The 17,064-nt window shown below is 71.3% G+C and carries 18 protein-coding genes; 8 read left to right on the top strand and 10 right to left on the bottom strand.

Annotated elements, in window-relative coordinates; genetic code table 11:
- Window positions 1-8: 8 nt before the first annotated feature.
- The 7 genes from ABZ078_RS16275 to ABZ078_RS16245 form a co-directional block, all read right to left on the bottom strand.
- Window positions 9-1,157: an acyl-CoA dehydrogenase family protein gene (locus tag ABZ078_RS16275; protein WP_356575718.1), complete on the bottom strand. Its 1,149-nt coding sequence runs from the start codon at window positions 1,155-1,157 to the stop codon at window positions 9-11.
- On the bottom strand, window positions 1,154-2,155 hold the full coding sequence (locus tag ABZ078_RS16270) for an acyl-CoA dehydrogenase family protein (protein ID WP_356575716.1): 1,002 nt from the start codon (window positions 2,153-2,155) through the stop codon (window positions 1,154-1,156). Before ABZ078_RS16270 ends, ABZ078_RS16275 begins: the two co-directional genes overlap by 4 nt.
- A gap of 2 nt (window positions 2,156-2,157) precedes the next feature.
- Window positions 2,158-2,958: an enoyl-CoA hydratase/isomerase family protein gene (locus ABZ078_RS16265; RefSeq protein ID WP_356575714.1), complete on the bottom strand. Its 801-nt coding sequence runs from the start codon at window positions 2,956-2,958 to the stop codon at window positions 2,158-2,160.
- Window positions 2,959-3,040: 82 nt separating this feature from the next.
- Entirely contained in the window at window positions 3,041-3,850 is an 810-nt protein-coding gene (locus ABZ078_RS16260; RefSeq protein ID WP_356575712.1) for an FCD domain-containing protein, read from the bottom strand.
- 45 nt (window positions 3,851-3,895) lie between these two features.
- Window positions 3,896-4,663 carry an SDR family NAD(P)-dependent oxidoreductase gene (locus tag ABZ078_RS16255; RefSeq protein WP_356575710.1) on the bottom strand — a complete coding sequence of 256 codons (768 nt, stop codon included), beginning with the start codon at window positions 4,661-4,663 and terminating at the stop codon, window positions 3,896-3,898.
- Entirely contained in the window at window positions 4,663-5,829 is a 1,167-nt protein-coding gene (locus tag ABZ078_RS16250; protein WP_356575708.1) for an acyl-CoA dehydrogenase family protein, read from the bottom strand. The genes ABZ078_RS16255 and ABZ078_RS16250 overlap by 1 nt, the downstream gene beginning before the upstream one ends.
- 169 nt (window positions 5,830-5,998) lie before the next feature.
- The gene (locus ABZ078_RS16245; protein WP_356575706.1) at window positions 5,999-6,790 is read right to left on the bottom strand and encodes a TetR/AcrR family transcriptional regulator; all 792 of its coding nucleotides are present in this window, start codon (window positions 6,788-6,790) and stop codon (window positions 5,999-6,001) included.
- A 165-nt stretch (window positions 6,791-6,955) separates the two neighbouring features.
- Between ABZ078_RS16245 and ABZ078_RS16240 the strand changes: the two genes are divergently transcribed.
- From ABZ078_RS16240 to ABZ078_RS16230, 3 genes are read left to right on the top strand one after another with little or no spacing between them, the layout of a single operon-like run.
- Window positions 6,956-7,810: an acyl-CoA dehydrogenase family protein gene (locus ABZ078_RS16240; protein ID WP_356575704.1), complete on the top strand. Its 855-nt coding sequence runs from the start codon at window positions 6,956-6,958 to the stop codon at window positions 7,808-7,810.
- A complete protein-coding gene (locus tag ABZ078_RS16235; protein WP_356575703.1) occupies window positions 7,807-8,964 on the top strand; it encodes an acyl-CoA dehydrogenase family protein in 1,158 nt (385 codons plus the stop codon). Before ABZ078_RS16240 ends, ABZ078_RS16235 begins: the two co-directional genes overlap by 4 nt.
- 8 nt (window positions 8,965-8,972) lie before the next feature.
- Complete coding sequence (locus ABZ078_RS16230) at window positions 8,973-9,764, top strand: enoyl-CoA hydratase (protein ID WP_356575701.1); 792 nt, start codon at window positions 8,973-8,975, stop codon at window positions 9,762-9,764.
- A gap of 51 nt (window positions 9,765-9,815) precedes the next feature.
- Here ABZ078_RS16230 and ABZ078_RS16225 read toward each other — a convergent pair whose 3' ends face one another.
- Genes ABZ078_RS16225 through ABZ078_RS16215 form a run of 3 tightly spaced genes read right to left on the bottom strand, consistent with a single transcriptional unit; the run spans window position 9,816 to window position 11,850 of the window.
- A complete protein-coding gene (locus tag ABZ078_RS16225) occupies window positions 9,816-10,331 on the bottom strand; it encodes a carboxymuconolactone decarboxylase family protein (protein ID WP_356575699.1) in 516 nt (171 codons plus the stop codon).
- Entirely contained in the window at window positions 10,328-11,047 is a 720-nt protein-coding gene (locus ABZ078_RS16220) for an SDR family NAD(P)-dependent oxidoreductase (RefSeq protein ID WP_356575697.1), read from the bottom strand. Before ABZ078_RS16220 ends, ABZ078_RS16225 begins: the two co-directional genes overlap by 4 nt.
- Entirely contained in the window at window positions 11,044-11,850 is an 807-nt protein-coding gene (locus tag ABZ078_RS16215; protein ID WP_356575696.1) for a TauD/TfdA family dioxygenase, read from the bottom strand. Before ABZ078_RS16215 ends, ABZ078_RS16220 begins: the two co-directional genes overlap by 4 nt.
- Window positions 11,851-11,991: 141 nt before the next feature.
- On the opposite strand from ABZ078_RS16215, the gene ABZ078_RS16210 reads away from it, so the two are divergent.
- Genes ABZ078_RS16210 through ABZ078_RS16190 form a run of 5 tightly spaced genes read left to right on the top strand, consistent with a single transcriptional unit; the run spans window position 11,992 to window position 17,048 of the window.
- On the top strand, window positions 11,992-12,723 hold the full coding sequence (locus ABZ078_RS16210) for an SDR family oxidoreductase (protein WP_356575694.1): 732 nt from the start codon (window positions 11,992-11,994) through the stop codon (window positions 12,721-12,723).
- On the top strand, window positions 12,720-14,186 hold the full coding sequence (locus ABZ078_RS16205; RefSeq protein WP_356575692.1) for an aldehyde dehydrogenase family protein: 1,467 nt from the start codon (window positions 12,720-12,722) through the stop codon (window positions 14,184-14,186). The genes ABZ078_RS16210 and ABZ078_RS16205 overlap by 4 nt, the downstream gene beginning before the upstream one ends.
- Window positions 14,183-15,388 carry a CoA transferase gene (locus ABZ078_RS16200; RefSeq protein ID WP_356575690.1) on the top strand — a complete coding sequence of 402 codons (1,206 nt, stop codon included), beginning with the start codon at window positions 14,183-14,185 and terminating at the stop codon, window positions 15,386-15,388. The genes ABZ078_RS16205 and ABZ078_RS16200 overlap by 4 nt, the downstream gene beginning before the upstream one ends.
- A 57-nt stretch (window positions 15,389-15,445) precedes the next feature.
- Window positions 15,446-16,822 (top strand): ABC transporter substrate-binding protein, encoded by a 1,377-nt coding sequence (locus ABZ078_RS16195; RefSeq protein ID WP_356575688.1) that lies wholly within the window; start codon window positions 15,446-15,448, stop codon window positions 16,820-16,822.
- 34 nt (window positions 16,823-16,856) lie between these two features.
- Window positions 16,857-17,048 (top strand): ferredoxin, encoded by a 192-nt coding sequence (locus tag ABZ078_RS16190; protein ID WP_356575686.1) that lies wholly within the window; start codon window positions 16,857-16,859, stop codon window positions 17,046-17,048.
- The last annotated feature ends 16 nt before the right edge of the window (window positions 17,049-17,064 follow it).

Below are 17,064 nucleotides of genomic sequence, written 5' to 3'. Positions count from 1 at the left end.
GACTCCGTTCAGGCGCGGCGGTCGGCCGGCAGGCGCAGCAGCCGCTTGGCGATGATGTTCCGCTGGATCTGGGACGTCCCGCCGTACACGGACGCGGCCCTGGAGTAGAGGTAGTCGCCGAAGATCTCGCCGCCCTCCCCGTACAGCTCCTCGGGGAACACCTTCAGCGCCGTCTCGTACAGCCGCTGCTCGGCCCGCGTCATCAGCAGCTTGTCGACCGACGACTCGGGCCCGGCGGCCCGCCCGGCGAGCCGCTCGGCGGTACGGCGGCGGGCGTGGGCGACGAGGACCTCGTAGTCGACGACGCACCGCCCGACCTCCGACAGCAGCCCGTCGGCGAGCGTCTCGCGCCGCTCGTGTGCGACGCGCCGCAGCCGCTCGATCAGCAGTCCGTACTTCGACAGGTGTCCGGTGTCGAGCGCGTTGCGCTCGTACGACACCGTCGTCATCGCCAGGGGCCAGCCGTCGCCCTCGGCGCCGACGCGCTCGGACTCCCGCAGGCGTACGTCGTCGAGGAACAGCTCGCAGAACTCGTCGTCGCCGTTCGCCGCCCGCAGCGGCCGTACGGTCACTCCCGGCCGGTCGAGCGGCAGGACGAACGCCGAGATCGCGGCGTGCGGGTCGGCGGCCGTGCGGTCGGTGCGGGCCAGCAGCAGGCACAGGTCGGAGTACTGGGCGTAACTGGTCCACAGTTTCTGCCCGTTGACGGTGTAGTGGCCGCCGTCCCTGTGGGCGTACGTGCTCATGCCTGCGAGGTCCGAGCCGGCGCCCGGTTCGCTGAAGCCCTGGCACCACACGTCGTCGCCGCGGAGCATGCGGGGCAGCAGGCGGCGGCGCTGCTCCTCGGAGCCGAACTCCAGCAGGGCGTGGGCGAGATAGCCGATGCGTGGGACGCCGGGCACGCCGCGCGTGCCCAGCTCGTCGCTGATCGCGACCTGGTGGAGGGCCGTGAGTCCGCGTCCGCCGTACTCCTCGGGCACGTCGAGGCCCACCCAGCCGCCGGAGTGCAGCAGGCGGTGCCAGCGGTGCAGGAAGACGGGGACCGGCTCGTCCGGGTCCCGCTCGGGCAGCGGGTGCTCGGCCAGCCAGGCGCGGAAGTCGCGGCGCAGGCGATCCAGGTCCGCCGGATCGCCGAAGTCCAGGGGGCCGTCGGTCATCGCGTCGCCTCCAGGCCGGTCACGTCGGTCACCGCGTCCGGCTCCGGTACGGCCGCCAGCGCGGGCAGCAGGTCGGCCGTGGTCGCCAGCAGCCGGGCGCCCACAAGGACCCTGCGCAGGTAGAGATGGGCGACGTGCTCCCAGGTCTGGGCGATGCCGCCGAACACCTGCATGCCCGCGTACACCGCCTCGACCGCCGAGGTGTTCACCTCGGCCTTGGCCACGCGGGCCGCCGTGAGCGCCCGGTCCGGCGGCTCGTGGTCCAGGCACCAGGCGGCGTACCGGGTGGCGCTGGTGCAGGCATCCACCAGGACCGTCGCGTCGGCGAGCAGGTGCTGGACGGCCTGGAAGGAGCCGATCTGCCGGCCGTACTGGCGGCGCTCGCGGGCGTAGTCCACGCTCAGCCCGACGAACGAGCGCGCCGCGCCGACGAGTTCGGCGGCCACGACGACCAGCGCGTACGCCTGCCAGCGCTGCTGCGCCTCGGGCGTGAGCCGTCCGACGACCTCACCGGCGCCGGAGGCCGCCCGCACACCGCGCACCAGGTCCGCTGTCGGTGCCGACGGGCCCAGCTCGACCCGGCGCACGGTCCCTGCGGTGTCGGCGGACAGGGCGCAGTCGGCTCCCTCGCAGTCCCAGGCGACGAGCATCGACGCGTGCGGTCCGGGGAAGCGCAGGTCTCGGGCGAGGGCGATGGTGGGCCGCGAACTCCGAGACGCTTCCCCGAGCAGCCGCAGCAACTCCGGAGCGAGCAGGGCGGTGCCGAGCAGGGACGTGGTCAGTGGCTGCCTGCCGTGCTCCTCGGCGAGCAGCGCGCACTCCTGCACGGTGGCGGCCGGCGGGGAGGCGCGGCGCAGTTCCGCCAACCCCAGTTCGTCGAGCGCCTCCTGCGCGGCCGTACGCGTCCGCGACGTGACCTCGTCGGCCGAGCCCGTCCGGTACCGGGTCGCGAACGACCGCAGCATCTCGCGGACCAGGGCGAACTCCTCGCGCTCCACGATCAGCCCTCCTCGGGGGCGGCCGGGCGGCGGTGCGCGCGGGCGGCGAGGTCCTCGACGATGCGGATGTGGTCCGGGTCCGTCATCGTGGACCGCTCGGCCAGCAGCGCCGCCTCCATACCGCCGCGCGAGACCTGCTCGACCACCGCGGCCAGGGCCGCCTTGGTGGCCCGCAGCGCCTCCGCGGGCTGGGCGGCGAGCCGGTGGGCCAGCGCGAGTGCCTCGGGTATCAGGTCCGCGGCGGGGACCATCCGGTTGGCCAGGCCCAGTTCGACCGCTGTCGCCGCTGGGATGCGGTCCCCGGTGAACAGGTACTCCTTCACCCGCAACAGGCTCGTCAGCAGGGGCCACAGGGTCACTCCGCCGTCGCCCGCGACCAGGCCGACCGACACATGGGGGTCGGCGAGGTAGGCGTCCTCGGCCATCAGGACCAGGTCGCAGCCCAGGGCGAGGCTGCAACCGAGCCCGACCGCCGGGCCGTTGACCGCCGCGACCACCGGGAGCGGAAAGCGGATCATCTCGGTCTGGATGGTCCGGTCGAGCCGGATCGACCGCTCCCGCAGCTCCGGGTCGTGGTGGTGCCGGCGCAGATGGTCGAAGTCGCCGCCCGCGCTGAAGGCCCGGCCCGCCCCGGTGAGCACGACCGCGCGTGCCTTCGTGTCGTCCGCGAGCTCCCGCCACACCTCCGACAACCGGCGGTGGAGATCCGCCGAGACACCGTTGAGCCGATCAGGCCGGTTCAGTGTGACGACACGGACGTCTCCGTCGGCGGCCACGGTCAGGACGGGGCTCACGTCGCTCATGCCGCCGATGGTATTAAAGGTCAGACCGAAAGTGTCAATGGTGTTGCAGGAATCGGAGAATCGAATTCTCCTGGGCGTGCGGTCAGTCGTCCGCCTCCGCCAGTTCCACCCGTTCCCGCCGGTCCACCTCGGCGGCGACCTGTGCGAACCCGCACACATGGCGGCTCATCCGACGCTGGGCCGCCGCGGCGTCGCCCGCCCGGATCGCCTCGGTGATCCGCGCGTGCGCACGGGCGACGACTGCGCGGATCCGGGCGTCCGTGAAGTGCTCCAGGTTCGTGGCCGCGTAGATCGACTCGGAGAGCGCGCTCAGGAACCCGATGAGCAGTTCGTTGTCACCCGCCTTCGCCACGGCGCTGTGCCAGCGGATGTTGGCCCGCAGGAACCGCTGGACGTCCTCGCCGGCCTCGGTCAGCTCCGTGTGGGCGGCGTCCAGGTCCGCCAGGTCCTGCTCGGTGCGGCGCCGGGCGGCGAGTGCGGCGCAGGCCGGCTCGATCGCCTCCCGGGTCTCGTGCAGTGCCTCCAGCCGGATCTGCTGCCCCCGGATGACCAACTGCACGGTGTTCGCGAGGGATTCACGCCCCGGCCGGTGCACGAAGGCCCCGCCGCCGCGCCCGGGCCGGATCTCGACGAGCCGCTCGACCTCCAGGACGCGCAGCGCCTCCCGTACGGTCGCGCGGCTCAGCCCCGTCTGCTCCACCAGTTGCCGCTCCGGCGGCAGCGCCGTGCCCTCGCTGAACTCCCCGGACAGGATCCGCTCACGCACCTCGGCGGCCAGCACGTCCGACGCCTTGGGGACGGTGAGTGTCCCGAAGCGCGGGGAGGGGGAGGTGGGTTCGGCGCCGGTCACGGGTTCGGCCCTCTCGTCGTACGTCCGTTTTGGCTGAACCATTCAACACATTGGCTGAACCACTCAACACACCGGGTCGAGCCGCTGTCACATGACCATGCCCCCGTCCACCGGCAGCACCTGCCCGGTGACGAAGGAGGCCGCGTCCGACGCGAGGAACACGAACGCCCCGGCGACCTCCTCCGGCTCGGCCCACCGGCCCAGCGGGATGCGGGCGAGCATCCGGTCCGCGAACTTCGGGTCGGTACGGATGGTCTCGGTCATCGTCGTGGCGGCCAGCGGCGCCAGGGCGTTGACCAGGATGCGCTTCCTGGCCAGCTCCCGGGCGAGCGACTTGGTGAGGCCGATGATGCCCGCCTTGGCCGCGGAGTAGTCCACCTGGCCGAGGGTGCCGGTGATACCGGCCGAGGACGTGACGTTGACGACGCGCCCGGTGCCGTCCGTCGCGAGGAACGGCAGCGCGGCCTGGGTGCAGTGGAAGGCGCCCATCACATGGATGTCGACCAGCCGCCGGAAGGACTCCTCCCCAAGCTTCTCGAACATGGCGGGGGCGGTGACCCCGGCGTTGTTGACCAGGATGTGCAGGGTCCCGTCGGCGAGTGCCGCCGCACGCGCCACCGCCCCGTCGGCGGCCGCCCGGTCCCGTACGTCGAGGGCGGCGCTGCCGGCGCTCAGGCCCGCGGCGGACAGCTTCCCGGCGACGGCCGCGGCCGCCTCCTCGTCCACGTCGGTGACGAGCACCGCGGCTCCGGCGCGGGCCAGCGCCCCGGCGACGGCCGAACCGATGCCGCCGGCGGCCCCGGTCACCAGCGCCGAGCGCCCCGTCAGGTCGAACAGCCCCGTACGGTCGGTCATCAGTAGCTCCTCGGTAGTCCCAGCGTGTGCGATCCCAGGTAGTTCAGGACCATCTCCTGACTGACCGGCGCGATCCGCATCAGCCGTGCCTCGCGGAAGAAGCGGGCGACGGCGTACTCCTCGGAGTAGCCCATGCCGCCGTGCGTCTGCAGCGCCCGGTCGGCGGCGGTGAACCCGGCGTCCGCGCACAGGTACTTGGCGGTGTTCGCCTCGCGCCCGCACGGACGGCCGTGGTCGTAGAGCCAGGTCGCCTTGCGCAGCACCAGCTCCGCCGCGTCGAGGCGGGCGAGCGAGTCGGCGAGGGGGAACTGGATGCCCTGGTTCATGCCGATCGGGCGGCCGAACACCTCACGGTCGCGGCCGTAGCGGACCGCCCGCTCCAGGGCCACCCGGCCGATGCCGAGTGCCTCGGCGGCGATCAGCATCCGCTCGGGATTCAGGCCGTCGAGCAGGTGGCGGAACCCCTGGCCCTCCGCACCGACGCGGTCCTCGACGGGGACGCGCAGTTCGTCGATGAACAGCTCGTTCGAGGTGACGGCGTTGCGTCCCATCTTGGGGATCGGGCGGATGTCCACCCGGTCGCGGTCCAGGTCGGTCAGGAACAGGGTCATGCCGTCCGTCGGCTTCTCGACCTCGTCGCGCCTCGACGTGCGCGTGAGCAGCAGGATCTTCTCCGACTCCATCGCCTTGGAGATCCACACCTTGCGGCCGCTGACGACATAGTGGTCGCCGTCCCGGCGGGCGTACGTCGTGATGCTCGTCGTGTCCAGTCCGGCGCCGGGTTCCGTCACGCCGAAGCAGACGTGCAGGTCACCGTCCGCGATCCGGGGCAGTGTGCGGCGCTTGAGCTCCTCGGAGCCGTGCACCACGACCGGGTGCATGCCGAAGATCGACAGGTGGATCGCGCTGGCGGCGTTCATGCCGCCGCCCGAGCGTGCCACCTCCTCCAGCAGGAGGGTGGCCTCGGTGATGCCGAGGCCATGGCCGCCGTAGGCTTCCGGGATGGTGATTCCCAGCCAGCCCCCGCCCGCGACGGCGGCGTAGAACTCCTCGGGGAACGCGTGGTCGCGGTCCTTTTCCATCCAGTACCGGTCGTCGAAGTCGCGTAGGAGGCCGGCCACCGCCTTGCGGATCGTCTCCTGGTCCTCGGTCAGCTCGAAGTCCACGGCGGGGAACCCCTCTGCCGGATGCTGATGTGTGAAACATATCAAAGGTCAGACCGAAAGCTTCGTCAACCACTCGGGGAACGCGGGCAGTTGGCCGGGGATGCGTGAGCACGCGAGAAGGGCCCGCACGGTGGGTGCGAGCCCTTCGGGAAGCCAGGGGACCGTCGGATCAGGTCTTGGCGGTCGTCGTCTTCTTGGCGGAAGTCTTCTTCGCCGCCGCCTTCTTGGTGGTTGTCTTCTTGGCCGCCGCGCGCCCCGGGGTTGCCTTCTTGGTGCCGGTGCCGGTCGTCGGGCCCGCCCCGGTGATGCCGCCCAGGCAGAAGTCCCAGACCTCCTCCGCGCTGATCGGCGAGGGGTGGGCGCCGACCGGAGCCGCGGGAGCCCGGGCCGTGAACATCGCCGTCTGCATGATCAGGGACGCGGTGCGGCGCGGCTTCGGGGCGACCGCCTGACCGGCCTCGACCGCCTCCTCCACCAGCTCCGTGAAGAAGGCGAGCAGCGGCAGGTGGGCGGTCGCCACCTGGTCCGGATGGCTGACCAGCAACTGGACTGCGAAGTCGGTGAAGAGCGGCGACTGCCGGCCCTCGCGGGGCTTGGAGGAGTCGTACAGCAGGTCGACCGCGATCCTGAGCCGCTCCAGCGGATCCCGCCCCGCGGCCGACTTCTCCCGGATCTCGGCGGCCGACTTCGACAGCGCGTCCTCGAAGAGGGCGAGCAGCAGCTCGTGTTTGCCGTCGAAGTGCTGGTAGAAGCTGCGCAGCGACTGCCGTGAGCGCTCCACGACCTCCTGCACCGTGAAGTCCGTGGTGCCCTTGTCGGCGATCAGCTCCTGCGCGGCGTCCAGGAAGCGCTGCACGCGTTGCTCGGCGCGCAGCTTGGCGGCGCGGGTGGACCGCTCGACGGCTCGCTGCCGCCAGGCGGGCTCGGGGCTCTCGATCGGTTCTGCGGGGGCGGCATTCATGAGTAGAACGGTACTCCACTCATGTGAAAAGAGAGGGCGCTGCCCCTACCGAGTCGCGCTCCATCCGAAACGAGACTCTTACTTCTCTCTGGCGAGAATGTTATTCTCGCCCGGCGTGTTGCCGCATGAGGTGCCACCGGTACGGCGGGAGAGCGGAGGCCGGACGTGGAGTTCGAGCTCGACGAGGAGCAGCGCATGCTGCGGCGCACGGTGCGCGAGACCGTCGCCAAGGTGCGCGCCCGGCCCGAGGACCGGCAGTGGGAGACCTATCTGAAGCTCGGCTGGCTGGAGGCCCCTCCGCTGGAACTCGCCCTCATTCTGGAGGAGTTGGGGTACGCCGCCGACCCGACGCCGTTCCTGGCCACCGCCACCTGGTTCGCCCCGCTCACCGGCCGCCTCCCCGAGGGCAGCGGCACCGCCGTCTTCGACGGCACCGGCCGTTACGTCCTCGACGCCGACCGCGCCGACGAGGTCGCCCTGCTCACGCCGGACGGCGTCACCGTCGTACGAGGTGCCGACCTGGCCGCCGAACGGGTTCCCGTCCTGGATCCGCACCTCCACATCGCCCACGTCAGCGCCGGTGGACTCGTCGCAGGCGTGCCCGACCTGGCCCTGACGGGGCTCGCGGCCACCGCCGTCGGCGCCTGCCGCCGCATCCTCGACCTGGTCCTCGCGCATGTGAAGCAGCGGGTGCAGTTCGGCCGGCCGCTCGGCTCCTTCCAGGCCGTCAAGCACAAGGCCGCCGACATGCACGTGGCCATCGAGCGCGCCCGCGCCCTCACCCACTTCTCCGCCCTGACCGTCGCCGAGGACGACCCGCGCCGCACCCGCGCCGCGCACATGGCCAAGGCGGCGGCGGGGGAGTGCCAGCGGACCGTGTTCCGGCACGGGCTGCAGCTGTTCGGCGCCATGGGCTTCACCTGGGAGAACGAGCTGCAGTACCACCTGAAGCGGGCCCAGGCCTGCGACCTGCTCCTCGGCACCGCCTCCGACCACAGGAAGGCCCTCCTGGTCTCATGAAGCTCGCCGACGACCCCGAGGTGGCGGAGTTCCGCGCGCGGTTCTCCGCCTTCCTCGACACTCACCTGCCCGCCGAGGCCGAGGCCCGCGAGCGCTCCCGCTCCAGCGCCCACGTGCCCGGCTGGGCACGCCGCTGGCAGCGCACCCTCTTCGACGCGGGCTGGCTGCTGCCCGGCCGGCCACCCGAGTACGGCGGCCGCGACGCCACCCTGCCCCAGCAGCTCGCCCACCTGGAGGAACTGGCCCGCCGCCGCATCTACCACAGCTTCAACCCGCAGGGCCTCGGCATCATCGCCGCCTCCCTGCTCACCTTCGGCACCGAGGAGCAGAAACGCCGCTGGGCCGTGCCGATCCTGCGCGCGGAGATCACCGCGGCACTCGGCATGAGCGAACCCGACGCCGGCTCCGACCTGGCCTCCCTGCGCACCCGGGCCGTGCCCGTCGAAGACGGTTTCGTGGTCAACGGCCAGAAGATCTGGACCTCGGGCGCCCACGACGCCGACGTGCTGCTCACCTTCGTCCGCACCGACCCCGACGCGCCCAAGCACCAGGGCATCAGCGCCCTGCTGATCCCCACGGACGCCGAGGGCGTCGTCCGCCGCCCCTTCGGATCGATCGCCGCCGAGGGCGACCTCGACTTCAACGAGGTGTTCTTCACCGACGTACGGGTGCCGCGCGAGAACCTGCTCGGCCCGCAGGGCGAGGGCTGGCGCGTCGCGAACGGCTCCCTCGGCCACGAACGCACCCTGCTGTGGCTGTCGTACGCCGAACGCCTGGAGGACCTGGCGCAGGACGCGGCCGACGTCGGCGCCGGCCAGGAGTGGTACGCCACCCTCCTCATGGACCTCCAGGCGTTGCGGCTCCTCGGCTACCGGCAACTCGGCCCGGACCGCGACCCCGCCGAGATCTCCGTGCTCAAGCTGCTCGGCTCCGAGGCGGTCCAGAACGCCTCCCTGCACGCGCTGGAGGCCCACGGTGCCGAGGCGCTGCCGCATCCGGCCCGCACCGGGCCGTACCACCACATGAACAACGAGGACTTCATCTCCAGCTGGTTCGAGCGGTACGCGCGCAGCTTCGCCGGCACGATCGCCGGCGGCACCAGCGAGATCCAGCGGAACATCATCGCCGAGCGCCTCCTCGGCCTGCCCAGGTAGGGAGAGCCATGGACCAGATCCTGTACGAGGCGAAGGACGGCATCGCCACTGTCACCCTCAACCGTCCCGAGGCCGCCAACGCCCAGACCATGGCCCTCCTCGACGACCTGGACGCGGCCTGGACCCGGGCCGCGCGGGACGAGGAGGTGCGGGTGGTCGTGCTGAAGGCGAACGGCCGGCACTTCTCCGCCGGACACGACCTGAAGGACCGCTGGCCCGGCCCCGGCGAGATCACCCTGGAGTGGATCTACGACGCCGAGACGCGCCGCTACCTGGAGTACTCGCTGAAGTGGCGCAACATCCCCAAGCCCACCATCGCGGCCGTCCAGGGAAAGTGCATCGCCGCGGGGCTGATGCTGTGCTGGCCGTGCGATCTGATCGTGGCCGCGGAGAACGCCGAGTTCTCCGATCCGGTGGTGCACATGGGCATCGGCGGGGTCGAGTACCACGGGCACACCTGGGAGCTCGGCCCGCGCAAGGCCAAGGAGATCCTCTTCACCGGCCGGCCGCTGACCGCGCGCGAGGCCGAACAGGTCGGCATGGTCAACAAGGTCGTCCCCCTGGACGAACTCCACGACCACGCCCACGAGTTGGCGGCGCGGATCGCGCGAATGCCGCCCTTCGGGCTGCGCCAGGCCAAGCGCGCCGTCAACCAGACCCTCGACGTCCAGGGCTTCTACGCCGCCCTCCAGGCCGTCTTCGACATCCACCAGACGGGCCACGGCAACGCGCTGAGCGTGGACGGCTTCCCGATCCTGACCCGCCTCGACGAGATGAAGTCCCGCCTGAAGCAGGGCTGAGCCCGCGCCGGAATCGGGCGCGGGCTTCCCGCTTGTCCGTCTGTCCGTCTGCTAGAACCCTCCGTCGTCGAGCCCGGGATCCAGCTCAAGACCGAAGGTGTTGAACGCCATCGCCAGCGTCCCATACGCGCCGACGGTGAACACGAAGTCCAGCAACTGCCGTTCGTCCAGCTCCTTCGCCAGCTCGTCGTACGTCGCGTCGGAGAGCCCGAAGTCGCTGTCCAGCTCGTCGACGGCACGGTTCACCAGGGTGCCGGTGCCCGCCCGCACCTGTGCCAGCTCCTCCTCGGTCACCCCCACCCGCCGGCCGATCAGCACATGCTGCGCCCACTCGTACCGGCACCGGCGCCGCCACGCCACCCGCAGGATCGCCAGCTCGCGCGTCTTCTCCGGCAACGTGTTGCGCGCCAGCAGATGCGTGTTGAAGGTCAGGAACGCCCTGGCGAGAGCCGGATGGCGCACGAGCAGGCCCAGGGCGTTCGACGGGGGCACCCTCCGCCCGCCCGTCAGCGGCCGCAGCGCCTCGGCGTCCCACTCCTCGTACGGCACCGGGGGCAGCCTCGTCATGTGTTGCGGCCCCCGTTCACGCCGATGATCTGGCCGGTGATGTAGCCGGCCTCCTCCGAGACCAGGAACGAGCAGGTCGCGGCGATGTCCTCCGGGTGGCCGACCCGGCGCACCGGTGTGCGGGCGATGTGGTCCTCGATGGTGCCCCCGAGCTGCTCCTTCCGCTCGGCGGCGCGCAGCATCGGGGTGTCGATGAAACCGGGCGGGATCGCGTTGACCGTGATGCCCCGCGGGCCGAGTTCCAGCGCGAGGGACTTGGTCAGCCCGTTCACCGCGGACTTGGCGGCGACGTAGTGCGCCATGAACGGCTGGCCGGCGTGTGTGCTGGAGGAGGAGATGTTGACGATCCGGCCCCAGCGGCCCTCCCACATGTCCGGCAGCGCCGACTGCACGCAGTGGAAGACGCCGTTGAGGTTGATGTCGACGACCCGCTGCCAGTCCTCGAAGGACAGCTTGCCGAAGCGGGTGAAGCCGTCCCGGCCGGCCGCGTTGACCAGCACGGCGACCGGCCCGAGGCGCTCGCGCACCGCGTCCATCGCCTTGTCGACCTGGCCGCGGTCGGTGACGTCGACGCTGAGGCCGTAGCCCTCCTCGACAGGGGCGAGGTCGAACACGGCGACGTTCAGGCCGTCGGCGGCGAGCCGGCCGGCGATCGCCCGTCCGATGCCGGAGGCGCCGCCGGTCACGACCGCCGTCCGTTTCGACGCGGCGCTCATGCGAACGCCTCGTCTCCGACGACGGTGGTGCGGTGCAGCAGCCGCTCGGAGTTCTCGTCGTAGGGCAGGGCCCGGTGCAGGATGCCGGTGTTGTCCCAGACCACCAGGTCGCCGACCTCCCAGTCGTGGGCGTAGCGGAACCGCTCCTGGGTCGTCCAGTCCAGCAGCTCGTCCAGCAGCGCCCGGCTGTCGTCGCGGCCCATGCCGACGACGTGGTCGGCGGTGGTGCCGGTGACCAGGGAGCGGCGGCCGTCCCGGCGGTGCCACACCAGGGACATCTCGTGGGCGGGCTGGGTGCGCCAGGCCGCGAGTTCCTTCTCGCCGGGGTCGGGGTTCACCAGCCGCTGCGCGGCCTCGAAGCTGTGCACCACGCGCAGGTTCTGGTAGCGCTCGCGCTCCTTCTCCGGCAGGTTCTCGTACGCCGCGTAGGTGCTGGCGAACTCGGTGCCGCCGCCCGTCATGGCGACGTGCCGGGCGGTCAGCGTGGTGGCCTTGACCGGCACATCGTCGCTGGTGCCGTCGAGGTGCCAGAAGAACGCCCCCTTGATGTACTTGGCGCTGTCGCTCAGGGCCGGATTGACGGAGATGGGGAAGATCTCCCGGCCGCGCAGCGAGACCACCGCGCCGAGCCGGCGGCTGAAGGCGATCTGCTGCTTGTCGTCGAGGTGCAGCCCGCGCACCAGGAGCACGCCCCGCCACTTGAGGGCCTCGACACAGCGCTGGACGAAGGAGTCGTCGAGCGGGTCGGTGACGCCGGTGAACTCCACCCCGAGAGAGGGACTCAGGGCCTTCGATTCGATCATGGAAACACCTCTTCCGTATGCGAGAACGGTATTCTCGCCCGGCGTGCCAGGGAAGGGTAGAGCATCATGTTCTCCTGTCTGGATCCTTGATTCACGCAAATGGAGAATGTAGTTTCCGAACAGTCGAGCGAGGAGGCTGGTATGCGGTTCAAGGACAAGGTGGCCATCGTCACCGGGGCCGGACAGGGCATCGGTGAGGGCTATGCCAAGGCGCTGGCCGCCGAGGGCGCGCGGGTCGTGGTCGCGGAACTGAACGAGGAGCAGGGGCAGCGGGTCGCCAAGGAGATCGGCGACGCGCTGTTCGTGAAGGTCGACGTCGCCGACCCGGCCTCGGCGCAGGCACTCGTCGACACCGCGATCCGTGAGTTCGGTCGGATCGACTACCTGGTCAACAACGCGGCGATCTTCCACGGCATGCGCCGTGAGGGCCTCGTCACCGTCGACTACGACTACCTCGACCGGTTCCTGAAGGTGAACCTGCTGGGTGCGCTGTACGTCACGCGCGCCGCTCTGCCGCACCTCAAGGAGGGCGCGGCCATCGTCAACCAGTCGTCCACCGCCGCCTGGCAGGCCACCGCCTTCTACGGGCTCGCCAAAGCCGGCATCAACCACCTCACGGCATCCCTCGCCGCCGAGCTCGGCGGCCGCGGCATCCGCGTCAACGCGATCGCGCCCGGTCCGACGGACACCGAGGCGGCCCGCAGCATCATCCCCGAGGAGGTCCGCTCGGCCATGGTGGGGTCCTTCGCCCTCAAGCGCATGGGCACCCCAGCCGACCAGGCGGGCGCCCTGCTGTTCCTGCTCTCCGACGACGCCGCCTGGATCACCGGCCAGGTCGTCGCCGTCGACGGCGGATCGGTGGTGAGGCTGTGAGCGCGCCGGTCGTGAAGTCCCAGCTCGTCGACGGCGAACTCACCGCCGCCGCCGCCACCTTCGCCTCGTACAACCCGGCCACCGGCGAACTCCTCGGCCACGCTCCCGACGCGACGCAGACCGACGCCGAGACGGCGGTCGCCGCCGCCCGCCGCGCCTTCGACACCACCGACTGGTCCACCAACAGGGAGCTGCGGCTGCGCTGCCTGCGCCAGCTGCACGCCGCCCTCGACGAGCACCGCGAGGACCTGCGCGAGCTGACCATCGCCGAGGTCGGCGCACCCCGCCAGCTCACCCACGGCCTGCAGCTCGACGAGCCGATCGGCATCGTGAAGTACTACGCCGACCTGCTGGAGACCTACGAGTTCACCGAGGACCTCGGCGAGACCGAGTCGCGCGGTCGGCGCCACCACCGCTGGGTGGAGAAGGAGGCCGTCGGCGTCGTCGCCGCGATCCTGCCGTACAACTTCCCCAACCAGCTCGCCCTCGCCAAGCTCGCCCCCGCGCTCGCCGCCGGCTGCACGGTCGTCCTCAAGGGCGCCCCGCAGACCCCGCTCACCACCCTCGCGCTCGGCGAACTCATCGCCGGGCACACCGACATCCCGCCCGGCGTCGTCAACATCCTCAGCTCCTCGCGCGCCGAGACCGGCGAGGTCCTCACCACCCACCCCGACGTCGACGCGGTCACCTTCACCGGAGCCACCACGACCGGCCGCCGCATCATGGCCGCCGCGGCCGGCAGCGTGAAGCGGGTCTTCCTCGAACTCGGCGGCAAGTCCGCCATGATCGTGCTGGAGGACGCGGACTTCACCCAGGCCGCCATGTTCGCCGCCTTCACCATCTGCTCCCACTCAGGCCAGGGCTGCGCCCTCACCTCCCGCCTCCTCGTCCCCCGCCAACACCACGACCGGATCGTGCAGTTGGTCGCCGCCGGCATGGAACGCGTCCGCGTCGGCGACCCCACCGACCCGAAGACCGCCATGGGCCCGCTCATCAGCGAGCAGCAGCGCGACAAGGTCGACGGCATGGTGCGCCGCGCCGTCGAGGCGGGGGCGACCCTGGTGCGCGGCGGCAAGCCCGTCGACCCGGGGTTCTTCTACGAGCCCACCCTCCTCGCGCACGTCGACCCCGACAGCGAGATCGCCCAGGAGGAGGTCTTCGGACCCGTCCTCGCGGTGATCCCCTTCGACGACGAGGACGACGCCGTACGCATCGCCAACCACTCGAAGTACGGGCTGTCCGGAGCGGTGCACAGCGCCGACGAGGACCGCGCGATCCGGATCGCCCGCCGCGTCCGCACCGGCACGTTCTCCATCAACGGCGGCAACTACTTCGCGCCGGACGTGCCGTTCGGCGGCTACAAGCAGTCCGGCATCGGCCGGGAGAGCGGCCGCGCCGGATTCGAGGAGTTCCTGGAGGAGAAGGCGTTCGCGCGCGTGGTCGTGCCCCAGGAGCAGCCGTGAGGCCGCTGGAGGGGATCCGCGTCCTGGAGGTCGCCATGTACGGCTTCGTGCCCTCGGCCGGAGCCGTGCTCGCCGACTGGGGCGCCGACGTGGTCAAGGTGGAGCACGCGGTCAACGGCGACCCGCAGCGCGGGCTGCGCCGGACCGGCACGTTCAGGGTGGAGGGCGACCCCAACCCGAACGTCGCCCACGCCAACCGCGGCAAGCGCTCCCTCGGCCTCGACATGGCGACCCCCGAGGGCCGTGAGGTGCTGCACGAACTGGCGAAGGACGCGGACGTGTTCCTCACCAGCTTCCTGCCCGCCGCCCGCGCCCGCTTCGGCATCGACGTCGACGACATCCGCGCCGTCAACCCGCGCATCGTCTACGCCCGCGGCACCGCGCTCGGCCCACGCGGCCCCGAGGCCGGCAAGGGCGGCTACGACATGACCGCCTTCTGGGCCCGCGCCGGCACGGCCGCCAGCATCACCCCGCCCGGCACCGAGGGCCTGATCAGCCCGCCCGGCCCCGCCTACGGCGACACCATCTCCGGCACCAACCTCGCCGGCGGCATCGCGGCCGCGCTGCTGCGCCGCGAACGCACCGGCGAGACGTCCGTGGTGGACGTCTCCCTGCTCGGCAGCGGCCTGTGGGCGATGGGCCACGCCATCGGAGTGTCCCTGCGCCTGGAGCGGCCGTGGGAGGGCGTGGCCCCGAGCGGCCACGGCTCACCCACCAACCCGCTCTCCGGCCTCTACCGCACGGCCGACGACCGGTACGTCTCCTTCGTCATGCTCCAGCCGGCGAAGTTCTGGGCGAACGTGTGCCACTGCCTCGGCCACCCGGAGCTCGCCGACGACCCGCGCTTCGCCACCGCGGAGTCCATCGCCGCGCACACCGACGAGGCGGTGAAGACCCTCCGCGAGATCATCGCGGGCCGCACCCTCGCCGAATGGTCGCGGCGCCTCGCCGCCCTGGACGGCCCCTGGGCGCCGGTCCAGGACACCCTGCAGGCCGCCGCCGACGCCCAGGTGCGGGCCAACGGCTACATCGGCGACGCCGGCGAGCTCGAACTGGTCGCCAGCCCCGTCCAGTTCGACGTCGACGACACCCGCCTCGAACCCGCTCCCGAGTTCGCCGCGCACACCGAGGAGATCCTCACCGAACTCGGCTACGACTGGGACCGCATCCTCGCCCTCAAGGCGAGCGGCGCGGTCACCTGACCCGCACCACTGAAGTCTCCCTCGGACGACGGCGTCCGAGCTCCCCGAGGAGGCACCTTGCGCAGACTGCTGATCGGCACGGTCACCGCGGTCGCGGTGCTGCTCGCCGGCTGTTCCACCCGCTCCGACGACGAGAGCGACACCGCACGGAAGGCGAGCCCCGCCGCCGAGGAGACCGGGACCACGTCGGACTTCGGCACGCTGAAGGACGTGTGCGGGCCGGGCACCGCCAAGCCCTCGACCGTGCGGGGCGTCACCGGCGAGAGGGTCCAGGTCGGCGTCATGACCGACATGGGCTTCAGCAAGAAGTCCGAATTCGTCGACGCCGCCGAGGTGTTCACCTCCTGGTGCAACGACGCGGGCGGCATCAACGGCCGCGAGATCGTCCCCGTGACGCGGGACGCGAAGCTCATGGAGGTCCGACAGCGCACCCTGGAAGCCTGCAAGGCGGACTTCGCACTGGTCGGCGGCGGTGCCGCACTCGACAGCCTGGGCGTCAAGGACCGCCTGAACTGCCTCCTGCCGAACTTCCCCGCCCAGTCCAGCCAGGCCGGCGCCATCGGCTCCGACCTCCAGGTGCTCGCGGCCGGCCCGGTCGCCGGGTACTTCCAGTACTCCGGCTTCTACACCTGGCTGCTGAAGGACAAGTACCCCGACTCGGCACAGAAGGTCGGCGTCATCGCGGGTGACGCCCCCGTCACCAAGGGCATGGCCGCCCAGTTCAAGGAGGCCGTCGCCGGTCTCGGCGGCAAGGTCTCCTACAGCGATCTGTACCCGTCGGCCGGCGTCTCGGACTGGACCCCGTACGCACAGTCGATCAAGAAGGACGGAGTCAGGGGCCTGGTCTTCCTGGGTGACTTCGCGAGCCTCGCCAAGCTGGAGCAGGCCCTGACCAACATCGGCTACGCGCCCGACTGGATCGACGCCAACAGCAACGCCTACGGATCCGCCTTCCCGAAGCTGGCGGGACCGGCCCTGGCCAGGCAGCACAACTACGCCGAACTGTTCGCCACCGCCCCGCTGGAGAGCGCGGCGGACAACTCCGCCACCCAGCAGGTGATCGACCTGTTCGAGAAGTACGCGCCGGGCAAGGAGGTCACGTACCCGGTCCTGCGCGCCTTCTCCGCCTGGCTGATCTTCGCCGTCTCCGCCCGCGACTGCGCCACCCTCACCCGCACCTGCGTCCACGACAACGCGATGAAGCACCAGGAGTGGACCGCGGGAGGTCTGCAGGCCCCGTTCGACCTCACCTCCAAGGAGCCGCCCACGTGCTACTGCGTCGTCGAGGCGACCGCCGAGGGCTGGCGGCCCGCCGACTTCGAGCCGGACAACGGCTCCTTCCGCTGCGACGCCCCCGCCTACAAGTACAAGGGCGACTACGGAAAGCCGGTCACCCTGGCCGACGTCGGCAAGTCCATGTCCGATCTCACCTGATGCCCGGACCTGACCCGAAGGGAAGTTGAAGCACGTGAAGGTACGCGTCGACCCCGAGCGCTGCCAGGGCCACACCCTGTGCGCCATGCGCGCCCCGGAGGTCTTCGAACTGAGCGAGATCGACGGGCACTCCTCGCCGATCACCGAGGAAGTCCCGCAGGCTCAGCAGGACGCGGTGGTCGAAGCCGTCCGGTCCTGCCCCGAACGCGCCATCAGCGTGATCTGAGCGGGCGCGGCAGACC

Source organism: Streptomyces sp. NPDC006385 (assembly GCF_040612485.1).
Lineage (GTDB): Bacteria > Actinomycetota > Actinomycetes > Streptomycetales > Streptomycetaceae > Streptomyces.
Note: the sequence above shows the minus strand (reverse complement) of the source record. Positions and strands in the feature narration are given on the sequence as shown.